General features: G+C 66.7%; 16 protein-coding genes and 1 pseudogene. 6 read left to right on the top strand and 11 right to left on the bottom strand.

The features are described 5' to 3' along the window. The first annotated feature begins 7 nt into the window (after nucleotides 1-7). Together QE379_RS07040 and QE379_RS07035 are read left to right on the top strand one after the other, a co-directional pair. Nucleotides 8-3,238: an efflux RND transporter permease subunit gene (locus QE379_RS07040; protein ID WP_306999190.1), complete on the top strand. Its 3,231-nt coding sequence runs from the start codon at nucleotides 8-10 to the stop codon at nucleotides 3,236-3,238. Next, on the top strand, nucleotides 3,238-4,800 hold the full coding sequence (locus QE379_RS07035; RefSeq protein WP_306999188.1) for an efflux transporter outer membrane subunit: 1,563 nt from the start codon (nucleotides 3,238-3,240) through the stop codon (nucleotides 4,798-4,800). Before QE379_RS07040 ends, QE379_RS07035 begins: the two co-directional genes overlap by 1 nt. Before the next feature lie 61 nt (nucleotides 4,801-4,861). On the opposite strand, the gene phaP is transcribed toward QE379_RS07035, so the two are convergent. The 6 genes from phaP to QE379_RS07005 form a co-directional block, all read right to left on the bottom strand. Continuing rightward, on the bottom strand, nucleotides 4,862-5,233 hold the full coding sequence (gene phaP, locus QE379_RS07030; RefSeq protein ID WP_306999187.1) for a phasin family protein: 372 nt from the start codon (nucleotides 5,231-5,233) through the stop codon (nucleotides 4,862-4,864). A gap of 86 nt (nucleotides 5,234-5,319) precedes the next feature. Beyond that, nucleotides 5,320-5,778: a hypothetical protein gene (locus QE379_RS07025; RefSeq protein ID WP_306999185.1), complete on the bottom strand. Its 459-nt coding sequence runs from the start codon at nucleotides 5,776-5,778 to the stop codon at nucleotides 5,320-5,322. Then, on the bottom strand, nucleotides 5,768-6,235 hold the full coding sequence (locus QE379_RS07020) for a hypothetical protein (RefSeq protein ID WP_306999183.1): 468 nt from the start codon (nucleotides 6,233-6,235) through the stop codon (nucleotides 5,768-5,770). Before QE379_RS07020 ends, QE379_RS07025 begins: the two co-directional genes overlap by 11 nt. 51 nt (nucleotides 6,236-6,286) lie before the next feature. Beyond that, nucleotides 6,287-6,592 (bottom strand): hypothetical protein, encoded by a 306-nt coding sequence (locus QE379_RS07015; RefSeq protein ID WP_306999181.1) that lies wholly within the window; start codon nucleotides 6,590-6,592, stop codon nucleotides 6,287-6,289. 91 nt (nucleotides 6,593-6,683) lie between these two features. Continuing rightward, nucleotides 6,684-7,232, bottom strand: a complete 549-nt coding sequence (locus QE379_RS07010; RefSeq protein ID WP_306999179.1) for a helix-turn-helix transcriptional regulator — start codon at nucleotides 7,230-7,232, stop codon at nucleotides 6,684-6,686. A 151-nt stretch (nucleotides 7,233-7,383) separates the two neighbouring features. Then, nucleotides 7,384-7,584, bottom strand: coding sequence for a hypothetical protein (locus QE379_RS07005; RefSeq protein ID WP_306999177.1), 201 nt, complete (start codon nucleotides 7,582-7,584; stop codon nucleotides 7,384-7,386). Between the two features lie 373 nt (nucleotides 7,585-7,957). On the opposite strand from QE379_RS07005, the pseudogene acnA reads away from it, so the two are divergent. After that, nucleotides 7,958-10,646 (top strand): annotated as a pseudogene (gene acnA / locus QE379_RS07000) (aconitate hydratase AcnA). Nucleotides 10,647-11,015: 369 nt separating this feature from the next. On the opposite strand, the gene QE379_RS06995 reads toward acnA, so the two are convergent. The 3 genes from QE379_RS06995 to QE379_RS06985 form a co-directional block, all read right to left on the bottom strand. Then, a complete protein-coding gene (locus QE379_RS06995; protein ID WP_306999175.1) occupies nucleotides 11,016-11,528 on the bottom strand; it encodes a hypothetical protein in 513 nt (170 codons plus the stop codon). A gap of 92 nt (nucleotides 11,529-11,620) precedes the next feature. Next, nucleotides 11,621-12,319, bottom strand: a complete 699-nt coding sequence (locus tag QE379_RS06990; protein WP_306999173.1) for a hypothetical protein — start codon at nucleotides 12,317-12,319, stop codon at nucleotides 11,621-11,623. After that, nucleotides 12,316-13,539, bottom strand: coding sequence for a TIGR04063 family PEP-CTERM/XrtA system glycosyltransferase (locus QE379_RS06985; RefSeq protein WP_306999171.1), 1,224 nt, complete (start codon nucleotides 13,537-13,539; stop codon nucleotides 12,316-12,318). Before QE379_RS06985 ends, QE379_RS06990 begins: the two co-directional genes overlap by 4 nt. A 96-nt stretch (nucleotides 13,540-13,635) precedes the next feature. Between QE379_RS06985 and QE379_RS06980 the strand changes: the two genes are divergently transcribed. Both QE379_RS06980 and QE379_RS06975 read left to right on the top strand, forming a co-directional pair. Further along, the gene (locus tag QE379_RS06980; RefSeq protein WP_306999169.1) at nucleotides 13,636-13,788 is read left to right on the top strand and encodes a hypothetical protein; all 153 of its coding nucleotides are present in this window, start codon (nucleotides 13,636-13,638) and stop codon (nucleotides 13,786-13,788) included. Then, on the top strand, nucleotides 13,781-15,157 hold the full coding sequence (locus tag QE379_RS06975) for a putative O-glycosylation ligase, exosortase A system-associated (protein ID WP_306999167.1): 1,377 nt from the start codon (nucleotides 13,781-13,783) through the stop codon (nucleotides 15,155-15,157). Before QE379_RS06980 ends, QE379_RS06975 begins: the two co-directional genes overlap by 8 nt. Here QE379_RS06975 and QE379_RS06970 read toward each other — a convergent pair. Next, on the bottom strand, nucleotides 15,132-16,058 hold the full coding sequence (locus QE379_RS06970) for a right-handed parallel beta-helix repeat-containing protein (protein ID WP_306999165.1): 927 nt from the start codon (nucleotides 16,056-16,058) through the stop codon (nucleotides 15,132-15,134). The two genes, QE379_RS06975 and QE379_RS06970, sit on opposite strands and share 26 nt — an antisense overlap. Before the next feature lie 250 nt (nucleotides 16,059-16,308). Then, nucleotides 16,309-16,881 carry a type 1 glutamine amidotransferase domain-containing protein gene (locus QE379_RS06965; protein WP_306999163.1) on the bottom strand — a complete coding sequence of 191 codons (573 nt, stop codon included), beginning with the start codon at nucleotides 16,879-16,881 and terminating at the stop codon, nucleotides 16,309-16,311. Nucleotides 16,882-17,002: 121 nt separating this feature from the next. Between QE379_RS06965 and QE379_RS06960 the strand changes: the two genes are divergently transcribed. Next, nucleotides 17,003-18,004, top strand: a complete 1,002-nt coding sequence (locus QE379_RS06960) for a DNA topoisomerase IB (RefSeq protein ID WP_306999161.1) — start codon at nucleotides 17,003-17,005, stop codon at nucleotides 18,002-18,004. Nucleotides 18,005-18,008: the final 4 nt, after the last annotated feature.

Below are 18,008 nucleotides of genomic sequence, written 5' to 3'. Positions count from 1 at the left end.
CCGGACCATGCTCAGCCGCGTCTTCATCGATCGTCCCATCTTCGCCTGGGTCCTCGCCATCATCGTCATGCTGGCGGGCGTCGGCGCGATCATGGGCCTGCCCATCGCGCAATATCCCGACGTCGCGCCGCCCCAGGTGTCGATCCGCGCCACCTTCCCCGGCGCGTCCGCCCAGACGTTGCAGAACTCGGTCACCCAGGTCATCGAGCAGCAACTGACCGGCATCGACGGGCTGCTCTATTTCCAGTCCTCCTCGTCCAGCCGTGGCTCGGTGACGATCACCGCGACCTTCGCAAAGGGCACCGACCCCGATATCGCGCAGGTGCAGGTCCAGAACCAGGTCCAGCAATCGGTCGCACGCCTGCCGCAACAGGTGCAGCAGCAGGGTCTGGTCGTCCGCAAGTCGAACCCCGACTTCCTGCTGATCGCGGGCGTCTATGACGAGACGAACCGGATGACGAACCAGGACGTCTCCGACTATCTCGTCTCCAACCTGCAAGACCCGCTGGGCCGTATCCAGGGCGTGGGCGACACCAACGTCTTCGGCTCGCAATATGCGATGCGCATCTGGCTGAACCCCGAGCGGCTGGCCTCCTATCAGTTGATGCCCTCGGACGTGGTCACCGCGATCCAGAACCAGAATACCGAAGTCGCGGCCGGCGAAGTCGGCGGCACGCCGTCGGCCAGCACGCAGATGCTGAACGCCACCGTCACCTCGCAGTCGCGGCTCCAGACGCCCGAACAGTTCCGCGAGATCATCGTCAAGACGCTGAACAACGGCGCGACCGTCAAGCTGTCCGACGTGGCGCGGATCGAGCTGGGCGCGGAAAGCTATGCCGCCGTCAGCCGGATCAACCAGCATCCCGGCGCGGGTATCGCGGTGCTGATGGCCCCCGGTGCCGACGCGCTGAAGACCGCCGAACTGGTCAAGGCGGAGATCACCCGCGTCGCCAAGACCTTCCCGCCCGGCCTGAAGATCGCCTATGCCAATGACACCACCGCCTTCATCAAGCTGTCGATCGACGAGGTGGTCAAGACGCTGATCGAGGCGATCATCCTCGTCGTCATCGTCATGTTCGTCTTCCTGCAAAGCTGGCGCGCGACGCTGATCCCGACGATCGCGGTGCCGGTGGTGTTGCTGGGCACCTTCGCGATTTTCTATCTGGCGGGATTCTCGATCAACACCTTGACCTTGTTCGGGCTGGTGCTCGCCATCGGCCTGCTGGTCGACGATGCGATCGTGGTCGTGGAGAATGTCGAGCGCCTGCTCGACGAAAATCCCGACATGACCCCGCGCGAGGCGACGATCGAGTCGATGAACGAGATCACCGTCGCGCTGATCGCGATCGCGCTGGTCCTGTCGGCGGTGTTCCTGCCGATGGCGTTCTTCGGCGGCTCGACCGGCGTCATCTATCGCCAGTTCTCGATCACGATCGTCTCGGCGATGATCCTGTCGGTCGCGGTCGCGATCATCCTGTCCCCCGCCCTCACCGCCAGCCTGCTCAAGCAGAAGGCCAGGCAAGGCGAGCAGGCCCAGTGGCTCGACCGCAAATTCCCGCGCGTGGCGCATGGGCTGCAACGCGCCAAGGACGGGTTCAATTCGCGTTTCGACTGGACGGTGGAGAAATACACCTCCGCCGTGCGCACCGTGGTCGACCGCAAATGGCTGTTCCTGCTGATCTATGTGGGCGTCGTCGCGCTGCTGGCGATCCTGTTCCTGCGCCTCCCCACCGGCTTCCTGCCGACCGAGGATCAGGGTTCGGCGATCATCCAGTTCCGCCTGCCAGCCGGCGCGACACAGGGGCGGACGATGGAGATCCAGCGACGCGTCGAGCAATATTTCGCCCAGAACGAGGGCAAGAACGTCCAGGTGCTCTTCTCGGTCGCGGGCGGCGGCGGGGGTGGCACCAGCGGCCAGAATACCGGCCAGGGCTTCATCAACTTCGTCGACTGGGCCGACCGCAAGGGCAACGAAAACAGCGCCGACGCGATTACCGGTCGCGCCTCCGCCGCGTTCCGGGGCTTGCGCGACGCGCAGGTCTTCGCGCTGGTGCCGCCCGCCATCCGGGGTCTCGGCCAGTCGGACGGCTTCACCATGGAGTTGCAGAACATCTCCGGCATGCCGCTGGACAAGTTCGAGGCGATCCGTGACGAATTGCTCGCCAAGGCCAATGCCGACCCGATGCTCGCCTCGGTCCGCCTGACCGAACTGCCCGATATCGCGACCCTGCGCGTCGACCTCGACCAGCAGAAGCTGTCGGCCTTGGGCCTGACCCAGCAACAGGTGAACTCGACCCTGTCGACCGCCTGGGGCGGGCAATATGTCAACGACTTCATCGACCGTGGCCGCGTCAAGCGTGTCTTCGTCCAGGGCGACGCGCCCTATCGGAGCGAGCCCGAAGACCTGAAGCAATGGTTCGTGCGCGGATCGAGCGGCCAGATGGCCCCCTTCTCCTCCTTCTCGACGATCAACTGGGGCGTGGCCCCGACCACGCTGTCGCGCTTCAACGGCATCCCGTCCTATGAATTCCAGGGGTCGGCCGCGCCGGGCTATAGCTCGGGCGACGCGATGCAGCGGATGACCGAGTTGGCGGCGGAAATTCCCGGCACCTCCATCGCCTGGGCGGGGCTTTCCTATCAGGAGCGGTTGTCTGGCGGACAGGCCCCGATCCTCTACGGCCTGTCGATCCTGGTCGTGTTCCTGTGCCTGGCCGCGCTCTATGAAAGCTGGTCGATCCCGTTCGCGGTGCTGCTGGTCATTCCGCTGGGGTTGATCGGGGCGGTGGCGTTCGTCACTTTGCGCGGGCTGACCAACGACGTCTATCTCCAGATCGGGTTGCTTACGACGATGGGGCTGGCGGCGAAGAACGCCATCCTGATGATCGAGTTCGCCGAACAGGCGGAAAAACAGGGCAAACGCGTGATCGACGCCGCGCTGGAGGCCGCCAAGATTCGTCTGCGACCGATCCTGATGACCAGCTTCGCCTTCATCTTCGGCGTGCTGCCGCTGGCGATCTCGACCGGCGCGGGGGCGAACAGCCGTATCGCGATCGGCACCGCCGTGATTGGGGGCATGCTGACCGCGACGGTGCTGGCGATCTTCTACATCCCGCTGTTCTTCGTGCTGGTCCGCCGGTCGGTCCGCAACGGCCTGGCCCGGCTGCGGGGCAAGCCGATGAGCGAGCATGGCGCGGGGCATCGCCCGGCCCCCGAAACTCCCGAGGCGGAAAAGGCCTGATGCGTATCCTGTCCCCCTTCCCCGCCATGCTGCTGGCCGCGACCGCGCTGTCGGCCTGCTCGATGGCCCCGAAGTACGAGCGCCCCGCCACGCCGGTGCCGCCATCCTGGCCGGTCGGCGACGCCTATCTCCGTCAGTCGGAGGCGGCGCTGCCGACGGTGCGCTATAGCGACGTGTTCCGCGACGCCCGGTTGCAGCAATTGATCGTGCAGGCGCTGGCCAACAATCGCGACCTGCGCGTCGCCGCCGCCAATATCGCGTCCACCCGCGCGCAATATCGCATCCAGCGCGGCAGCCTGTTCCCGCAGGTCGATGCCACCGGCCGCTATAGCTATACCGATCGCGGCTCGGGCGGTGCGGGCAGCCAGGCGATCGGCAATGGCGGCACGGGAACCGGCACCGGTGGGACCGGGACCGGCACAGGCACTGGGACCGGCGGCACCGGCACCGGGGGGACCGGCGGTACGATCGTCACCGGCGCGAACGGTTCGGGCAGCGCCTGGTCGGTCAATCTGGGCACGACCGCGTTCGAGCTGGACCTGTTCGGGCGTATCCGTTCGCTGACCGGCGCGGCGCTCGATCGCTATTTCGCGACCGAGGCCGCCGCCCGCGCGACCCGACTGACGCTGGTGGGCGACATCGCCGACGCCTGGCTGACCTATGGCGCGGACCAGAGCCTGCTCGCCATCGCACAGCAGACCGCCGCCAATGCCGAGCGCAGCGTCACGCTGACCCGCGCGCGGCTGACCGGTGGGATCGCTCCGCGTACCGACCTGCGTCAGGCCGAGCAGGTGCTGGCGACCGCCCAGGCCGATCTGGCGCAACAGAAGACCGCCGTCGCGCAGGACATCAACGCGCTGCAACTGCTGGTCGGCGCGCCGATCGATACGGCGCTTCTCCCCCGCTCGATCGAGGAGGCGGCCCCCACCGTCGCGACCCTGCCCGCCGGGCTCGATTCGGGGATCCTCCTGCGCCGCCCGGATGTGGTGCAGGCCGAATATCTGCTGCGCGCCGCCAATGGCCAGATCGGGGCGGCGCGGGCGGCGTTGTTCCCGCGTATCTCGCTGACCGGGCTGGTCGGCTTCGCCAGCACTGCGCTGTCCTCGCTCTTTTCAGGGGGCAGCTTCAACTATTCGGTCGCACCCGCCGTCAGCTATCCGATCTTCCAGGCGGGGGCGGGCGTGGCGAACGTCCAATATTCGCAGGCCCAGCGCGACGCCGCGCTGGCAACCTATGAAAAGGCGATCCAGACCGCCTTTCAGGAGACCGCCGACGCCTTGGCGCGGCAGGGGACGATCGCCGACCAGCTGGGCGCCAATCGGCGCTTCCTGTCCGCCGCGACCGACACTTATCGCCTGACCGAGGCGAGCTATCGCGGCGGGGTGACGCCGTTCCTCAACACGTTGGATGCCCAGCGCTCGCTCTATTCGGCGCAGCGGACCGTGATCGCGACTCAGCTGGTCGAGGCGAGCAACCGGGTGTCGCTCTACCGCGTACTCGGCGGCGACTCATTGCTGGAAGCCACGCCGAACGGCCCGGTGGCGCTCGGCGCGGGGCGGTAATCCACCACCATCACCCCCTCCCTCTCCTTACGAGAGAGGGAGGGGTGGAAGTCAGAATGCCTTACCCCTGGTCCTGCCTGGACCGAACCGCTCCGACCGCGTCACGCCCGAACTGGACGATCATCTCGCCGATCTCGCGCGCCTGCGACATGGAGCGGGTGCCCTGTTCCCGCAGGAAATCGGTCTGGATGCGCATCACATCGGACAGGTCCTTGGCGGAGGCCGCCGCGCGCATCGCCGAAAAGGCTTCGCGTGCATTGGTTTCCGCCTGATCCAGCATCTTGAGCGTCACGGCCGATCCGCCTTCCGCGATCTTCTGCCCCGAAGCTTGCATCGCTTCGCCCGCGCCCTTCATCCGGTCGGTAAAGGCACCAGCGCCCATATCGCCGCCGATGGCACCCGCACCGCCGCCATTTCCGAATTCGTCGGCCATGTCATGATCTCCTTGCCCGTTACCGTTCGAATTGAACCCTTGGGGCCCCCGAGAGTTGCACGGCTTCCGGCCGGGCCGCCTTTCGATCACAGCCGCTGGAAATAAGCTTCCAGGATCGCCCGGCACTTGGCCGTGGCGCTGAGGCGACCGTCTTCGTACCGCTCGATCCAGTCGCGCGCGATCAGCAGGTCGATCCACCGCGTGCCCGCCACGCCGTCGCCCGGCAAGCCCGCCGCGTCCAATATGGCTGCATCCTCTTGCAGGTGTTGCGCGACATACACGGCCAGCACGATCTCCCAGGCGGGATCGCCGAACAGGTCGCCATCGGGGCCCGCCATAGCCCGGACGTGCCGACGATGGCGCAGGATCATCGCGGCGCATTCGCGCGGAGTCGGCACACGGGGCGGGCGCGGCACGGGCACGCCGCTCGCCTCGCCCGAAATCGCCTGGATCCGCGCCTGAACGTCGGTCATGACGGCGGTGAACTGGGTAAAGCTGGCGCGATCCTCCTCCGGCCAGTGGAGCAGGCGCAGGTCAGACGTCATCGCGCGGCTCCCGCCACGACAGGCTCCAGTCCGGGTCGTGCCCGTACAGCGCCAGTCGCCGCTGGTGCCGCATCACGCCCAGTGCCAACACCAGGATCATCGGATATGCCAGCTTGCCCGCCGCCACCGCATACATCCACGGCATCAGCCCCGGATCGAGGCCGCGCACCCCATGGACGCCGATGGCCAGCAGATGCAGCGCCGCCAGCCATAAAGGCCAGAACCGATTGGCCACAGCCGCCACGACCACCAATCCGGCCATCAGCGCCAGGTCGATGACCAGCCCCGCCATATCGACCGAACGAAAGCTGGTCGCCGGGTCGAAAGGGACGAGGTAGGTCGCCACCGAGGCGACGAACAACATGATCGCGGTCCATCGTTCGGGCCGCCCGCCGCGCAGCAACGCGTAGAGGCATACCACGGCCTGTAGAGTGTTGAAGATATAGACGTGAATCACGGCATGCGCCGCAGGGATGAGGCGGAATCGGGCATTTCGCCGCTGTGATCCTCAGGCCGCGACGCGCGGGGGCGTCCGGACATCAAGGCCCGTCGCTTCGCGTCGCTTGGCGCGGTCGTCGCCATGATCGTCCGCATCGAAGCTCGGCTTTTCCCCAGTGCGGGGGCTCTGCACGCTATGATCGCCGCCCTGACCGATCGTCTGCGCCGCCCGGTTCAGCAATTCGAGCGCATGTTGCCCGACGACCGCCGACAGCCGGGCCTCCGCCCGCCCCTGGGGCAACGCCGCCGCCAGCGCGCCGGCCGTCGCGAAGGCGGCGTCCAGATCATTTTCCAGCTGCCCCAACAGGCGAGCCACCTGGCCCCCCGCGTCATGCCCTGCCGTCATCGCGCGCCTCAACCCGTTCCCGAATCCCGCACCCCGGATAGGGAGGCGCGGCGAATCATGTTCAACCGGCAAGGTGCGACATCCGACCGATGACGCGGGCCATCACGTCCAGCCCCGTCGCCAGCATGCCGAATCCGACGGCGAGCGCGATGGCGATCACGGAAACCCATAACAGCCTTTCGGCCACCGTCATGTCGTTGCGAAGCTGGCCTCGCCGCCGGAAAGGAAGGGGCAAGCGGGGCGATGCGTGGACATGGCCGTCCTGCACCGCCCCACCGACCGTACTCCCATCCGGTGCGGTCGGCCTTGGCACGGGGTTCGGTTCGGACGACAGCCCCATAGAATCGGGTATGATTTTACTGGGGTCGGTTTCCGAAGGCTTTTCCGTATCTTGGTCGGAATCCTGGGCCTCGAACTCGGCCAGCGCCAACGCCGCCTCACGCCGGTTGCGCGCGCCCAGAAGGCGCACCGCCTCCGCCAGATAGCTGTCGACCGTGGATTTGCCCAAGCCCAGTTCGGCGGCGATTTCCTTGGACCCCATGAGTGCTTTCACGCCACGCAGGCATTGGCGGTGGCGACGGGTAAGAAGGGCGAAACGTTCGGGGGTCATCTCGTTTTCCGGCCACGCCGGAGGATCCGTCCAGGCATGACGACGCCCTAGCCGCGACTAAGGGTCGTCGCCAAGCGCTTCCGCGTCCGTTCCGGGCGCGTTCGAACTACTGAGAAACAAGGTTAATCGATTTAACGATTCTGTCGAAAACTTATGAGCCGGACTTGCCCGGCATCTTGATGGCCTCGATCGAATCGAGCGCGCGGAGCAGATCGTCGAAGGCGGCGTCCTCCTCCACCGGAAAGGACCGGCGGAAGCCGGAGCCCAGCACGTCGAGGTCGCGCTGGGTCAGCAGGCCGACCGCGACGATCGGATCGGGGCGGCGCGGCGCCGGCGGCCGATCGCGCGTCATTGGCATCGTCCTATCGGGGCCTGGCCGTTCCGCCCGAGCGTGCTTTCGCGGCACGCGGCATTTTGACACGGCGCAGGCATAGGAAATCGTGTCACTTTCAGGCCGCGCATCGTCCGAACTCCATTCATGATGGCTGAACCCGTCATTCGGCGTGCCTGTTCCACGCATTTTCGGCACTTGCGACCGGGCACCGGGACAGTCGATCCGCCTTGCCTCCGTTTCGTCGGGCTTTCGCACGCGCACACCCTTCCCTCTGAGGCAACCCATTGCTAAGGCCGCGCGTGTCAACCGGATCTATCCCCGGCGCGCCTGCTCGCGGCTGAAGCTGCCGTGTCCCACTGGGCGTGCCCGGCTCGACCAAGAAGGGACGCCCATGACTGCGATAGGCCAGGACAGCCTGAACACCCGCTCGACGCTGACCGTCGACGGCAAGAGCTATGATTATTACAGCCTCGCCAAGGCTTCCGAGCAGCTCGGCGACATCAGCCGCCTGCCCTTCTCGATGAAGGTGCTGCTGGAGAATCTGCTGCGCTTCGAGGACGGCAAGACCGTCACGCGCGAGGATATCCAGGCGATCGTCGACTGGCAGAAGACCCAGCGTTCGGACCGCGAGATCCAGTATCGCCCGGCCCGCGTGCTGATGCAGGACTTCACCGGCGTGCCGTGCGTGGTCGACCTCGCCGCGATGCGCGACGCGATCACCAAGCTGGGCGGCGATGCGGCCAAGATCAATCCGCAGGTTCCCGTCCACCTCGTCATCGACCACTCGGTCATGGTCGACGAGTTCGGCACGCCGCAGGCCTTCGAGGATAACGTCGACCTCGAATATCAGCGCAACATGGAACGCTATGAATTCCTGAAGTGGGGATCGAAGGCGCTCGACAATTTCTCGGTGGTTCCGCCGGGCACCGGCATCTGCCACCAGGTGAATCTGGAATATATCGGCCAGGCCATCTGGGCTTCGACCGAGACGGGCGACCATGCCAAGGGCAGTGCGACCATCGCCTATCCGGACACGCTGGTCGGCACCGACAGCCACACCACGATGATCAACGGCCTGGGCGTGCTCGGCTGGGGCGTCGGCGGGATCGAGGCGGAAGCCGCGATGCTCGGCCAGCCCGTGTCGATGCTGATCCCCGAAGTCGTCGGCTTCAAGCTGACCGGCAAGCTTCAGGAAGGCATCACCGCCACCGACCTGGTGCTGACCATCACCCAGATGCTGCGCGCCAAGGGCGTGGTCGGCCGCTTCGTCGAATTCTATGGCCCCGGCCTGTCGTCGATGACGCTCGCCGACCGCGCGACGATCGCCAACATGGCGCCCGAATATGGCGCGACCTGCGGCTTCTTCCCCGTGGACGACAAGACGCTCGACTATATGCGCCTGACCGCGCGTTCGGACGAAAATGTCGCACTGGTCGAGGCCTATGCCAAGGCCAATGGCTTCTGGCGTCATGACGATGCCGCCGACCCCGTCTTCACCGACACGCTGGAACTCGACATGTCGACGGTCGTGCCGTCGCTGGCGGGTCCGAAGCGTCCGCAGGACAAGGTCGTCCTCACCGAAGTCGACGACGTGTTCAACGCCGACCTCGCCAAGGTGTACAAGAAGGACGCCCCCGCGCGCGTTTCCGTCGATGACCGTGGCCATGACATCGGCGACGGCGACGTCGTGATCGCCGCGATCACCAGCTGCACCAACACCTCGAACCCGTCGGTGCTGGTCGCCGCCGGTCTGGTCGCCCGCAAGGCGAACGCGCTGGGCCTGAAGCCCAAGCCCTGGGTCAAGACCTCGCTCGCTCCCGGCAGCCAGGTCGTCACCGATTATCTCGACAAGGCGGGCCTGACCGCCGATCTCGACGCGATCGGCTTCAACCTGGTCGGCTATGGCTGCACCACCTGCATCGGCAATTCGGGTCCGCTCGCCGAGCCGATCTCGAAGGCGATCAACGGCAACGACATCGTCGCCGCGAGCGTGTTGTCGGGCAACCGCAACTTCGAGGGCCGCGTGTCGCCCGACGTGCGTGCCAACTTCCTGGCCAGCCCGCCGCTGGTGGTGGCCTATGCGCTGAAGGGCACCGTCACGCAGGACATGCGCGAGACGCCGATCGGCCAGGGCAAGGACGGCCAGGACGTGTACCTCAAGGACATCTGGCCCTCGAACGAGGAAGTCCGTTCGCTGATGGATGCGAACATCGACGACGAGATGTTCCGTTCGCGCTACGGCAATGTCTATGCGGGCGACGCCAAGTGGTCGGCGATCGAGGTGACCGGATCGGACACCTATGCCTGGCCCGCCGCTTCGACCTATGTCGCCAACCCGCCCCTATTTCGAGGGCATGGAGATGACACCGAAGCCCGTCACCGACATCATCGAGGCCAAGCCGCTCGCCATCCTGGGCGACTCGATCACCACCGACCACATCAGCCCGGCCGGTTCGATCAAGGCCGACAGCCCGGCAGGCATCTTCCTGCAAGAGCATCAGGTCGCCAAGAAGGACTTCAACTCCTATGGCGCGCGTCGCGGCAACCATGACGTGATGATGCGCGGCACCTTCGCCAATATCCGCATCAAGAACGAGATGGTGCCGGGTGTCGAAGGCGGCATGACCCGGTATGAAGGCGAAGTGATGCCGATCTATGACGCCGCGATGCGTCACAAGGCCGACGGCACGCCGCTCGTCATCGTCGCGGGCAAGGAATATGGCACCGGATCGTCGCGCGACTGGGCGGCGAAGGGCACCAACCTGCTCGGCGTGCGCGCGGTCATCACCGAGAGCTTCGAGCGTATCCACCGCTCGAACCTGGTCGGCATGGGCGTCCTGCCGCTTCAGTTCGCCGAGGGCGTGACCCGCGAGACGCTGAACCTGGACGGCAGCGAGACCTTCACCATCCAGGGCGTGGCGGGTCTCCGTCCGCGTCAGGATGTCGAGGTGATCCTGGCCCGCAAGGACGGCTCGACCGAGACCTTCCTGACCAAGTGCCGCATCGATACCGTCAACGAGCTGGAATATTTCCTGAACGGCGGCATCCTGCAATATGTGCTGCGTAACCTCGCGGCGTAAGCGGCTTTCCCGAGGGCGGGCCCGATGCTCGCCCTTTGGAGTAGGAAAAGGCCCGTCCGGAGCGATCCGGGCGGGCTTTTTCATACGTTGCAGCAGGAGACATGCACTTGATCCCCCTCTCCTTCAGGGGAGGGGCCGGGGGGTGGGGCGCATCCGCCAGCGCACGGCTCTTTGAAAGGCCCCACCCCGACCCCTCTCCTGAAGGGGAGGGGCGGCTTCGGATCCGTGATGCCCTCAATCCTCCCCAAGCCATGCTTGGGGAGGGGGACCGCGCCCGTCAGGGCGTGGTGGTGGGGCAGGCCGCCTCACCCCTCCACCACCGCTTCGCGGCGGTCCCCCTCCCCGCGCTGTCGCGCAGGGAGGATTGGGTCAGTCGGCGACCTTCTGCGCCTCGACGATCCGGGCGTCGCTCCCCAGGGTATAGAGATAGGTCTTTCGCTCCTCCGATCCCGGACGGAGCCGCTTGAGAATGCGTTCCTGATCCCTGGTCAGCGCGAAGCGGGTATAGCCCGACCGGACGAGACAGCCATTCACCTCATCCTGAAGCTGGGCCTGCAAAGCATCGACATGCTGGTCGGGGCGGTACATGCGCCGCAGCATGACCTGCCGCTCGCTCTTGTCGAACACGGAGTCGTTTCCCACCGCCGGCATGTTGTTCTCGCGTTCGAGCACCTCGAAGCCACGAACATATTTTTTGGCCTCATCGTCCCCGGCCACATCCCGCCGCGCCGCTTTCAGCATGCAGTCGCGGCTGCCGCTGTCGAACAGTTCGCGCGACGATCCGGGTTTGCCCCAGCTATAGCTTTGGGTCGATTTGGCCGTCGCGACGGAACCGGACAACAGCGCGATGCCCACGCCCAGCGGAATGATGGCTCGCAACATGATCTCTCCCACGGCTTGCCACGGCGATGTCCGCCGGGTCGGCCCGTCATTTCGACGGGCGTGGGGATCATAACCTGGCGGAACGCCCCGGCTCAATGCGGGCGTTGCGACTTTCGCAAAGCGGTTTCGCGCTCCAGCCGTTCGAGCATCGCCTCGATCGATTCCTCCGCCCGGTCGGGACGCGGCAGCGCCGCCCCCTGGTCGACGGCCTCGGGCTCGCGCATCGGCGGGATCGGCATGGGTTCCGGCGCGGACGGCTCCGCGTCCAACGGCGCGAAGGGGCGGACCGGTTCGCGCGGCGTCGTCAGGATGGCATCGGGGTCATAGGCGGCCAGCGGCTGGTCGAGATCGGCGGGCAGCGTCCGCTCGATCACCTCGTCGTCGGCCGGGGGCGGCGGTGCGCCCAGTTCGGCGGCATGGAGCGGGCGGCGCGGCGGCGCGTCGGGATGCCGGTCGGAACGGCGGACCGAGGGCACATAATCCTCGTCATCCTCGCGCTCGACCGGGGCCTTGCGCGCCAGCAGACCGCCCGGCCCCCAGAGCAGATAGGCGATCGCCCAGACCACCGCACCACCGCCGACCCCGGCGACACCGGCCAGCAGCAACCGGGCCTTGATCCCCAGCGGCGGCTGCGCGGCGGAGACGAGGTCGGCCAGCCCCAGTTGCGCCACCAGCATCTCCAGCCGCCAGCCCGGCGCGATCAGCACCAGAAGGGCGAGGAACACACCGACGGCCCCACCGATCAGGGCGGGGGCGAAGCGATAGGGAGAGGGCGTGGCGGTGAAGGTCATAGGCTGTTCGTCGACGCCCTGTGTAATAGCCGCTGGTAAACAGGTTCGTAATGGCGAATATTCGAGGCCCAATCGCGTTCCTTTTCGACAAATGCCCGCCCCGCCGCCCGCCGGGCGTCCCAGATCGCGCGATCGCCCAGCAGATCCGCCAGCGCATCGGCCAGCGCCGCCGGGTCGTCGGGTGGGAACAGCGTGCCCGTCACCCCGTCGCGGATCAGCTCGCGATGGCCACCGACATCCGACGCCGCCACGAGTCGTCCCTGCGCCATCGCCTCCAGCGGCTTGAGCGGGGTGACCAGATCGGTCAGCCGCATCTTCTTGCGCGGATAGGCGAGCACATCGACCAGGCCGTAATAACGCTCGACCTCCTGATGCGGCACGCGGCCGACGAAGCGGATCGCATCCGCCACTGGCGAGGCTTCCGCCTGCGCGCGCAATGCCGCCTCCATGGGTCCTCCGCCAACCAGCAGCAGTCGTGCCTTGGGCCGCGCCGCGACCAGGCGCGTCATGGCGGCGATCAGGTCGTCCAGCCCCTCATAATCATAGAAGCTGCCGATGAAGCCGATCACCTCGGCCTCCTCCAGCCCCCACTCCGCCGCCAGCGCTGCGTCGCGCGGCACGGGATGGCCGAACAGGGTCAGGTCGACGCCGTTGGGCGAGACGATGATCTTGTCCGCCCCGATCCCCCGCGCGACCAGGTCGCCGCGAAGCCCCTCGCAAATCACCGCCACCGCATCGGCGCGGGCACAGGCCCAGCTTTCCACGGCGCGGGTGACGCGGTAGCGCGCGCTTCCCTCCACCCCGGTGCCGTTGCCGACCGCCGCATCCTCCCAAAAGGCGCGAATCTCATAGACCAGCGGCAGGCCGCGCCGCCGCGCCACCGCCCATCCGGCCAGCGCGTCGAGGACCGGCGAATGGGCATGGAGGATGTCGGGGCGAAACGCCTTCACCGCCGAATCGATCGCGCGGACCTGCGCCGCCAGCCCGGCGCCCTCGCCGATCACCCCGCGCCGCCCCGCGCCGCCGCCCTGGACCGGCGTGCGGTGGAAGGTCAGGCCGTCGACTGTCTCGACACCGCCCTTCCCCGCCCCCTGGCGCGGCCCGGTGACGGCGGCGACGGTCATCCCCGCCGCCTCCTGAGCCTTCAGGATCGCGCGGGTGCGAAAGCTGTACCCGCTTTGCAGCGGCAGGCCATGATCGAGAATATGCAGGATACGCATGACGTTTTGCCTGTCATGCCACCCCTTAACGCCGCGTCAACCGGCGGCTTATAAGCGTCTGGGGACGTTGACGGCTTTGGGACGGAAAGAAGGGCAATGATCGACAGTTTTGCCCTTTTGCTCACCCATGGCCTGATGCTGATCGCGGCATGGCGGCTGCTCGGCCGACGCGATCTGGACCAGGAGGGGGAGGAGCGCCCTTCCCGCGTCGATCGGCTCCGTGCACAGGGGCGGCGCCCCGATGCGTGACCTGTTCCTGATCGGATTCCTGTTCAGCCTGTTCGCCATGGGGCTGCGACGCCCGTTCCTGATGGTGCTGGCCTATATCTATATCGATATCGTCTCGCCCCAGCGGCTGACCTATTATCTGCTGAACACGGTGCCGATCTCGCTGATCGCGGTGGTCGCCGCGCTGGGGGGATGGGCGCTGGCGGACGACAAGCGCGACAGCCGCTTCACCGCGCGGCAGGGGGCGATCCTGCTGCTGCTGATCTATTGCGCGATCACCACCTATTTCGGCGCGGACTTTCCGGTCGAGGCCAGGGACAAATGGGACTGGGTGTGGAAGGCGCTGGCCTTCGCCGTCTTCCTGCCCCTGACCCTGCGAACGCGATTGCGGGTCGAGGCGCTGCTGCTGTTCATGATCCTGTCGCTGTCCTCGATCGTCATCGTCGGGGGGATCAAGACGCTGTTCACCGGGGGCGGCTATGGCGAGCTGAACCTGATGGTGGTCAACAATACCGGATTGTACGAGGGCAGCATCATCTCGGCGGTCGCGGTGGCGGCCATCCCGGTCATCCTGTGGCTGATGAAGCATGGTACCATCTTCCCGCCCGACTGGCGGGTGCGGGCGTTCGGCCTGGGGCTGATCTTCGCCTGCCTGCTGATCCCGGTCGGCACTTCGGCACGGACGGGGTTGTTGTGCATCGGCCTGCTGGCGGTCCTGATGCTGCGCGATGTGAAGCGCCGCCTGCTCTATATCGGCGCGCTGGCGGTCGCGGGGGTGGCGGTCGTGCCGCTGCTCCCCGCCTCCTATACCGAACGGATGAACACCATCCGCACCTATCAGGGGGACGAGTCCGCCTCGACCCGGCTGGCGGTGTGGAAATGGACGCTCGACTATGTCAGCTCCAATCCGTTCGGCGGGGGGTTCAACGCCTATCTCCAGAACAGCCTGCGCTATGACATCACGACCGTCCGGGGATCGGCGCATGACAGCAAGGTGGAGCAGAAGGTCACCACCGACCGTGCCCGCGCCTATCATTCCAGCTATTTCGAAATGCTGGGCGAGCAGGGTTGGCCGGGCCTGTTCCTGTGGCTGGGCATCAATATCGCCGGGCTGTTGCGGATGGAGTCGCTGCGCCGTCGCTATCGCAAGGCGGACGATCCGCTGCACTGGGGCGGGCAACTGGCGGGCGCGCTCCAGCATGCGCATCTGATCTATCTGCTGGGCGGGGCGTTCGTCGGGATCGCGTTCAATCCCTTCCTCTATCAGTTGATCGCCGCCCAGATCGGGCTCGACACCTATTTGTCGCGCAAGTCGCGCGAGGCGCGGGCCCGGCCCGACCTTCGCCGCGCCCGGCCCGGAACGCCTACCATTTCCGCGCCGTCGGCGTGATCCCCGCGCCCAGGATATTGCCCCGGATCACCAGCGGCTCGCCCGACCAGTTGCCGACGAAGACCGGCTTGAAATCCGCCCCCGGCGCCAGCCGCGCGCGGTTGTTCTCGACCACCAGGCCGGACGAGTCGTTCTTCGCCCCCTCCGGCGCGACGGTGATCAGGGTCGAGTGATTGTCCTTGTCACGGCCGAACACGAACTCATTGCCCGCGATCCGCCCCTTCGCGCCGTTGGACAGGTCGATCATGTAGTTGGTCGAATGGCCGTGGCTGTCGTCGAAGCTGCTGTCCAGCACTTCGACATAGGGCGCGCGGGTCTTGACATAATGGCCGCCCTGCCCGCGCTCGAACCGGCAGGCGGTGACGCGCAAGCTCTTGTAGCGGCCCAGATAAATGCCATGCGCGCCATTGCCGGTGGGATCGTTGCCCAGTCCGGAGAAGGTCGAATGATCGACGGTGACGCCGCTGTTGGGATCCTCGGCGGACAATATGCCCGACTGGCTGTCGAGGAACATCGCATTGCTGACGGTCAGCGGGCCCTTCTCGATTCGAATGCCCGCACCATTGCCGTCACCGACCTCGATATGACTGAACACGATGCCCTCGACCGTCGCGCCGCGCCCCCGCAGGACCAGCGCCGCTTTCCCCTCGCAGGCGATCCGGGTGAAGATCACCTTGCCCGGTTCGGCGGCGACATAGGCGATGCGCCCCGCCCCCTGCACCGCGCATTCGCGGTAGGTGCCCGGCGCGATGCGGATCGTGCCCTCGCCATCGCCGATCGCCGCGACCGCCGCCTGGAGCGTCGGAAAGCCGCGCCCGCCGACCGTGAAGGGCTGCGCGCTTCCCTGAGCCAGCGCGACGCCGGAGGTCAGACCGATCAGCAGCAACGGAAGCAGACGCATCGACATATCCTGAAATAACAAGCGGGCGCCGCATCCTGCCACGCCTTGAGCAGCGATGCGACGCCCGGCTGTGTCCCGTCGTGGGATAGAGCGAAATCCTCCCCAAGCGAGCTTGGGGAGGGGGACCGCCGCGAAGCGGTGGTGGAGGGGCGGATCGGTCGCCTACCTTCCCGCCTTCGCCGGAAGGCCCCTCCACCACGCTCTTCGAGCGCGGTCCCCCTCCCCATCAAAGATGGGGAGGATTTGGGTGTCAGGCTTCCTCGGTTTCGTCCTCCTCGGCCAGTTCCTCTTCCAGCGCGGTCAGGATGGCCTGGTTGAAGGCGTGGATGTCGTCGGGCTTGCGGCTGGTGATCAGGTTGCCGTCGACCACGACCTCCTCATCCACCACGTCCGCGCCCGCATTGGACAGGTCGGTGCGGATCGAGGGATAGCTGGTCAGGCGGCGGCCATCGATCACGTCCGCCTCGGCCAGCAACCACGGGCCGTGGCAGATGGCGGCGACGATCTTGTCGTCCTCCATGAACTCGGTGACGATCTCGACCGCGCGCTCGTTCAGGCGCAGCTTGTCGGGGTTGCAGGTGCCGCCGGGAATGACCAGCGCGTCGTAATCGTCGGTATCGACCTCATCGACGGTCAGGTCCGGCGTCGCGGTTTCGGCCTTGTTGATGTCGCCTTCCATGCCCTGAATCGGATCGGACTTGAGCGAGGCGAGCGTCACCGTCGCGCCCGCTTCCTCCAGTGCCTGGCGGGGCTTGAACAGTTCGACGGTCTCGAAACCATCGGCGGCGAGCATCAGGACACGTGCCTGGGAAAGATCGGCCATGGGAAAACTCCTGTCGGGAAACGCCTCGGGGGAAAGGCTCCTCCAGAACCCGCGACCGCATCGGCCGTTCCGGAACGAAGCGACCGGCGGCGCATTTGCAAAGACGACCCGAGAGAGAGCGATGGCGACCCGATTAGTCTATTGCGACGACAGCAAGCCCGGCATCACCCGGACCAAGGTCCGCGGGCATTGGGCCTATTGGAGCCCCAAGGGCGAGCGGATCACCGACGCGCGAGAGATCGACCGGCTGAACCGCATTGGCCTGCCCCCCGCGTACAAGGACGCCTGGTTCTGTCCGCGCGCCAATGGCCATATCCAGGCGGTCGGCTGGGACGAGAAGGGCCGCAAGCAATATCGCTATCACGCCGATTTTCGCGAGGCGCAGGAAGCGGCCAAATATGAACGCTGCGCCGCGTTCGGCCATGCGCTGCCCCGGCTCCGCAAGCGCGTCGAGGCGGATCTGAAGAAGCGCGGGCTGTGCAAGGAACGCGCGGTCGCCGCCGTCGTCCGGCTGCTCGACAACGGCCATATCCGCGTCGGGAACGAGGCCTATGCCGCGACCAACAAGAGTTTCGGCGCGACCACCCTGCGCAAGCGCCACGGGCAGGTGAAGGGCGCCACCCTGCGTCTCCGCTATCGGGGCAAGTCGGGCAAGATGCGCGACATGACCCTGACCGACCGGTCGCTGGCCAGCTTCGTCAAGCGGTGCCAGGATCTGGACGAACAGCATCTCTTCGCCTGGGTGGACGAGGAGGGCGAGGCGAACCCGGTCACCTCCTCCGACGTGAATTGCTATATCCGCGAGGCGACCGGCTGCGACTTCACCGCCAAGCATTTCCGTACCTGGGCCGCCAGCGTCGCCGCGTTCGAGGCGCTGGCGCTGGCCGAGGCGGACCTCAGCCTGAAGGCGATGCTGGAGCCGGTCGTGGAGAAGCTGGGCAACACCCCCGCCATCGCGCGCAAATCCTATGTCCACCCCTCGCTGATCGCGCTGGTGAAGGAGGGGCAGGCCGATTTCCGCCAGGCTCTCCGCCTGCCGCGTGCCCGTGCCGGGCTGTCCCGCGTCGAATGCGGGCTGATCGCGTTTCTCGAAGCCGGAACCCCGGCCAGCAAGGCGGCCTGACCGC

Origin of the sequence: Sphingomonas sp. SORGH_AS_0879 (assembly GCF_030819175.1) — a bacterium.
Lineage (GTDB): Bacteria > Pseudomonadota > Alphaproteobacteria > Sphingomonadales > Sphingomonadaceae > Sphingomonas.
This window is presented reverse-complemented; position numbering and strand designations above follow the sequence as displayed.

Excerpts from the sequence above, each read along its gene's own strand:
- QE379_RS07040 (WP_306999190.1), top strand. The coding sequence starts at position 8 with ATGCTCAGCCGCGTCTTCATCGATCGTCCCATCTTCGCCTGGGTCCTC.
- QE379_RS07035 (WP_306999188.1), top strand. The coding sequence starts at position 3,238 with ATGCGTATCCTGTCCCCCTTCCCCGCCATGCTGCTGGCCGCGACCGCG.
- phaP (WP_306999187.1), bottom strand. The coding sequence starts at position 5,233 with ATGGCCGACGAATTCGGAAATGGCGGCGGTGCGGGTGCCATCGGCGGC.
- QE379_RS07025 (WP_306999185.1), bottom strand. The coding sequence starts at position 5,778 with ATGACGTCTGACCTGCGCCTGCTCCACTGGCCGGAGGAGGATCGCGCC.
- QE379_RS07010 (WP_306999179.1), bottom strand. The coding sequence starts at position 7,232 with ATGACCCCCGAACGTTTCGCCCTTCTTACCCGTCGCCACCGCCAATGC.
- QE379_RS07005 (WP_306999177.1), bottom strand. The coding sequence starts at position 7,584 with ATGACGCGCGATCGGCCGCCGGCGCCGCGCCGCCCCGATCCGATCGTC.
- QE379_RS06995 (WP_306999175.1), bottom strand. The coding sequence starts at position 11,528 with ATGTTGCGAGCCATCATTCCGCTGGGCGTGGGCATCGCGCTGTTGTCC.
- QE379_RS06990 (WP_306999173.1), bottom strand. The coding sequence starts at position 12,319 with ATGACCTTCACCGCCACGCCCTCTCCCTATCGCTTCGCCCCCGCCCTG.
- QE379_RS06985 (WP_306999171.1), bottom strand. The coding sequence starts at position 13,539 with ATGCGTATCCTGCATATTCTCGATCATGGCCTGCCGCTGCAAAGCGGG.
- QE379_RS06980 (WP_306999169.1), top strand. The coding sequence starts at position 13,636 with ATGATCGACAGTTTTGCCCTTTTGCTCACCCATGGCCTGATGCTGATC.
- QE379_RS06975 (WP_306999167.1), top strand. The coding sequence starts at position 13,781 with ATGCGTGACCTGTTCCTGATCGGATTCCTGTTCAGCCTGTTCGCCATG.
- QE379_RS06970 (WP_306999165.1), bottom strand. The coding sequence starts at position 16,058 with ATGCGTCTGCTTCCGTTGCTGCTGATCGGTCTGACCTCCGGCGTCGCG.
- QE379_RS06965 (WP_306999163.1), bottom strand. The coding sequence starts at position 16,881 with ATGGCCGATCTTTCCCAGGCACGTGTCCTGATGCTCGCCGCCGATGGT.
- QE379_RS06960 (WP_306999161.1), top strand. The coding sequence starts at position 17,003 with ATGGCGACCCGATTAGTCTATTGCGACGACAGCAAGCCCGGCATCACC.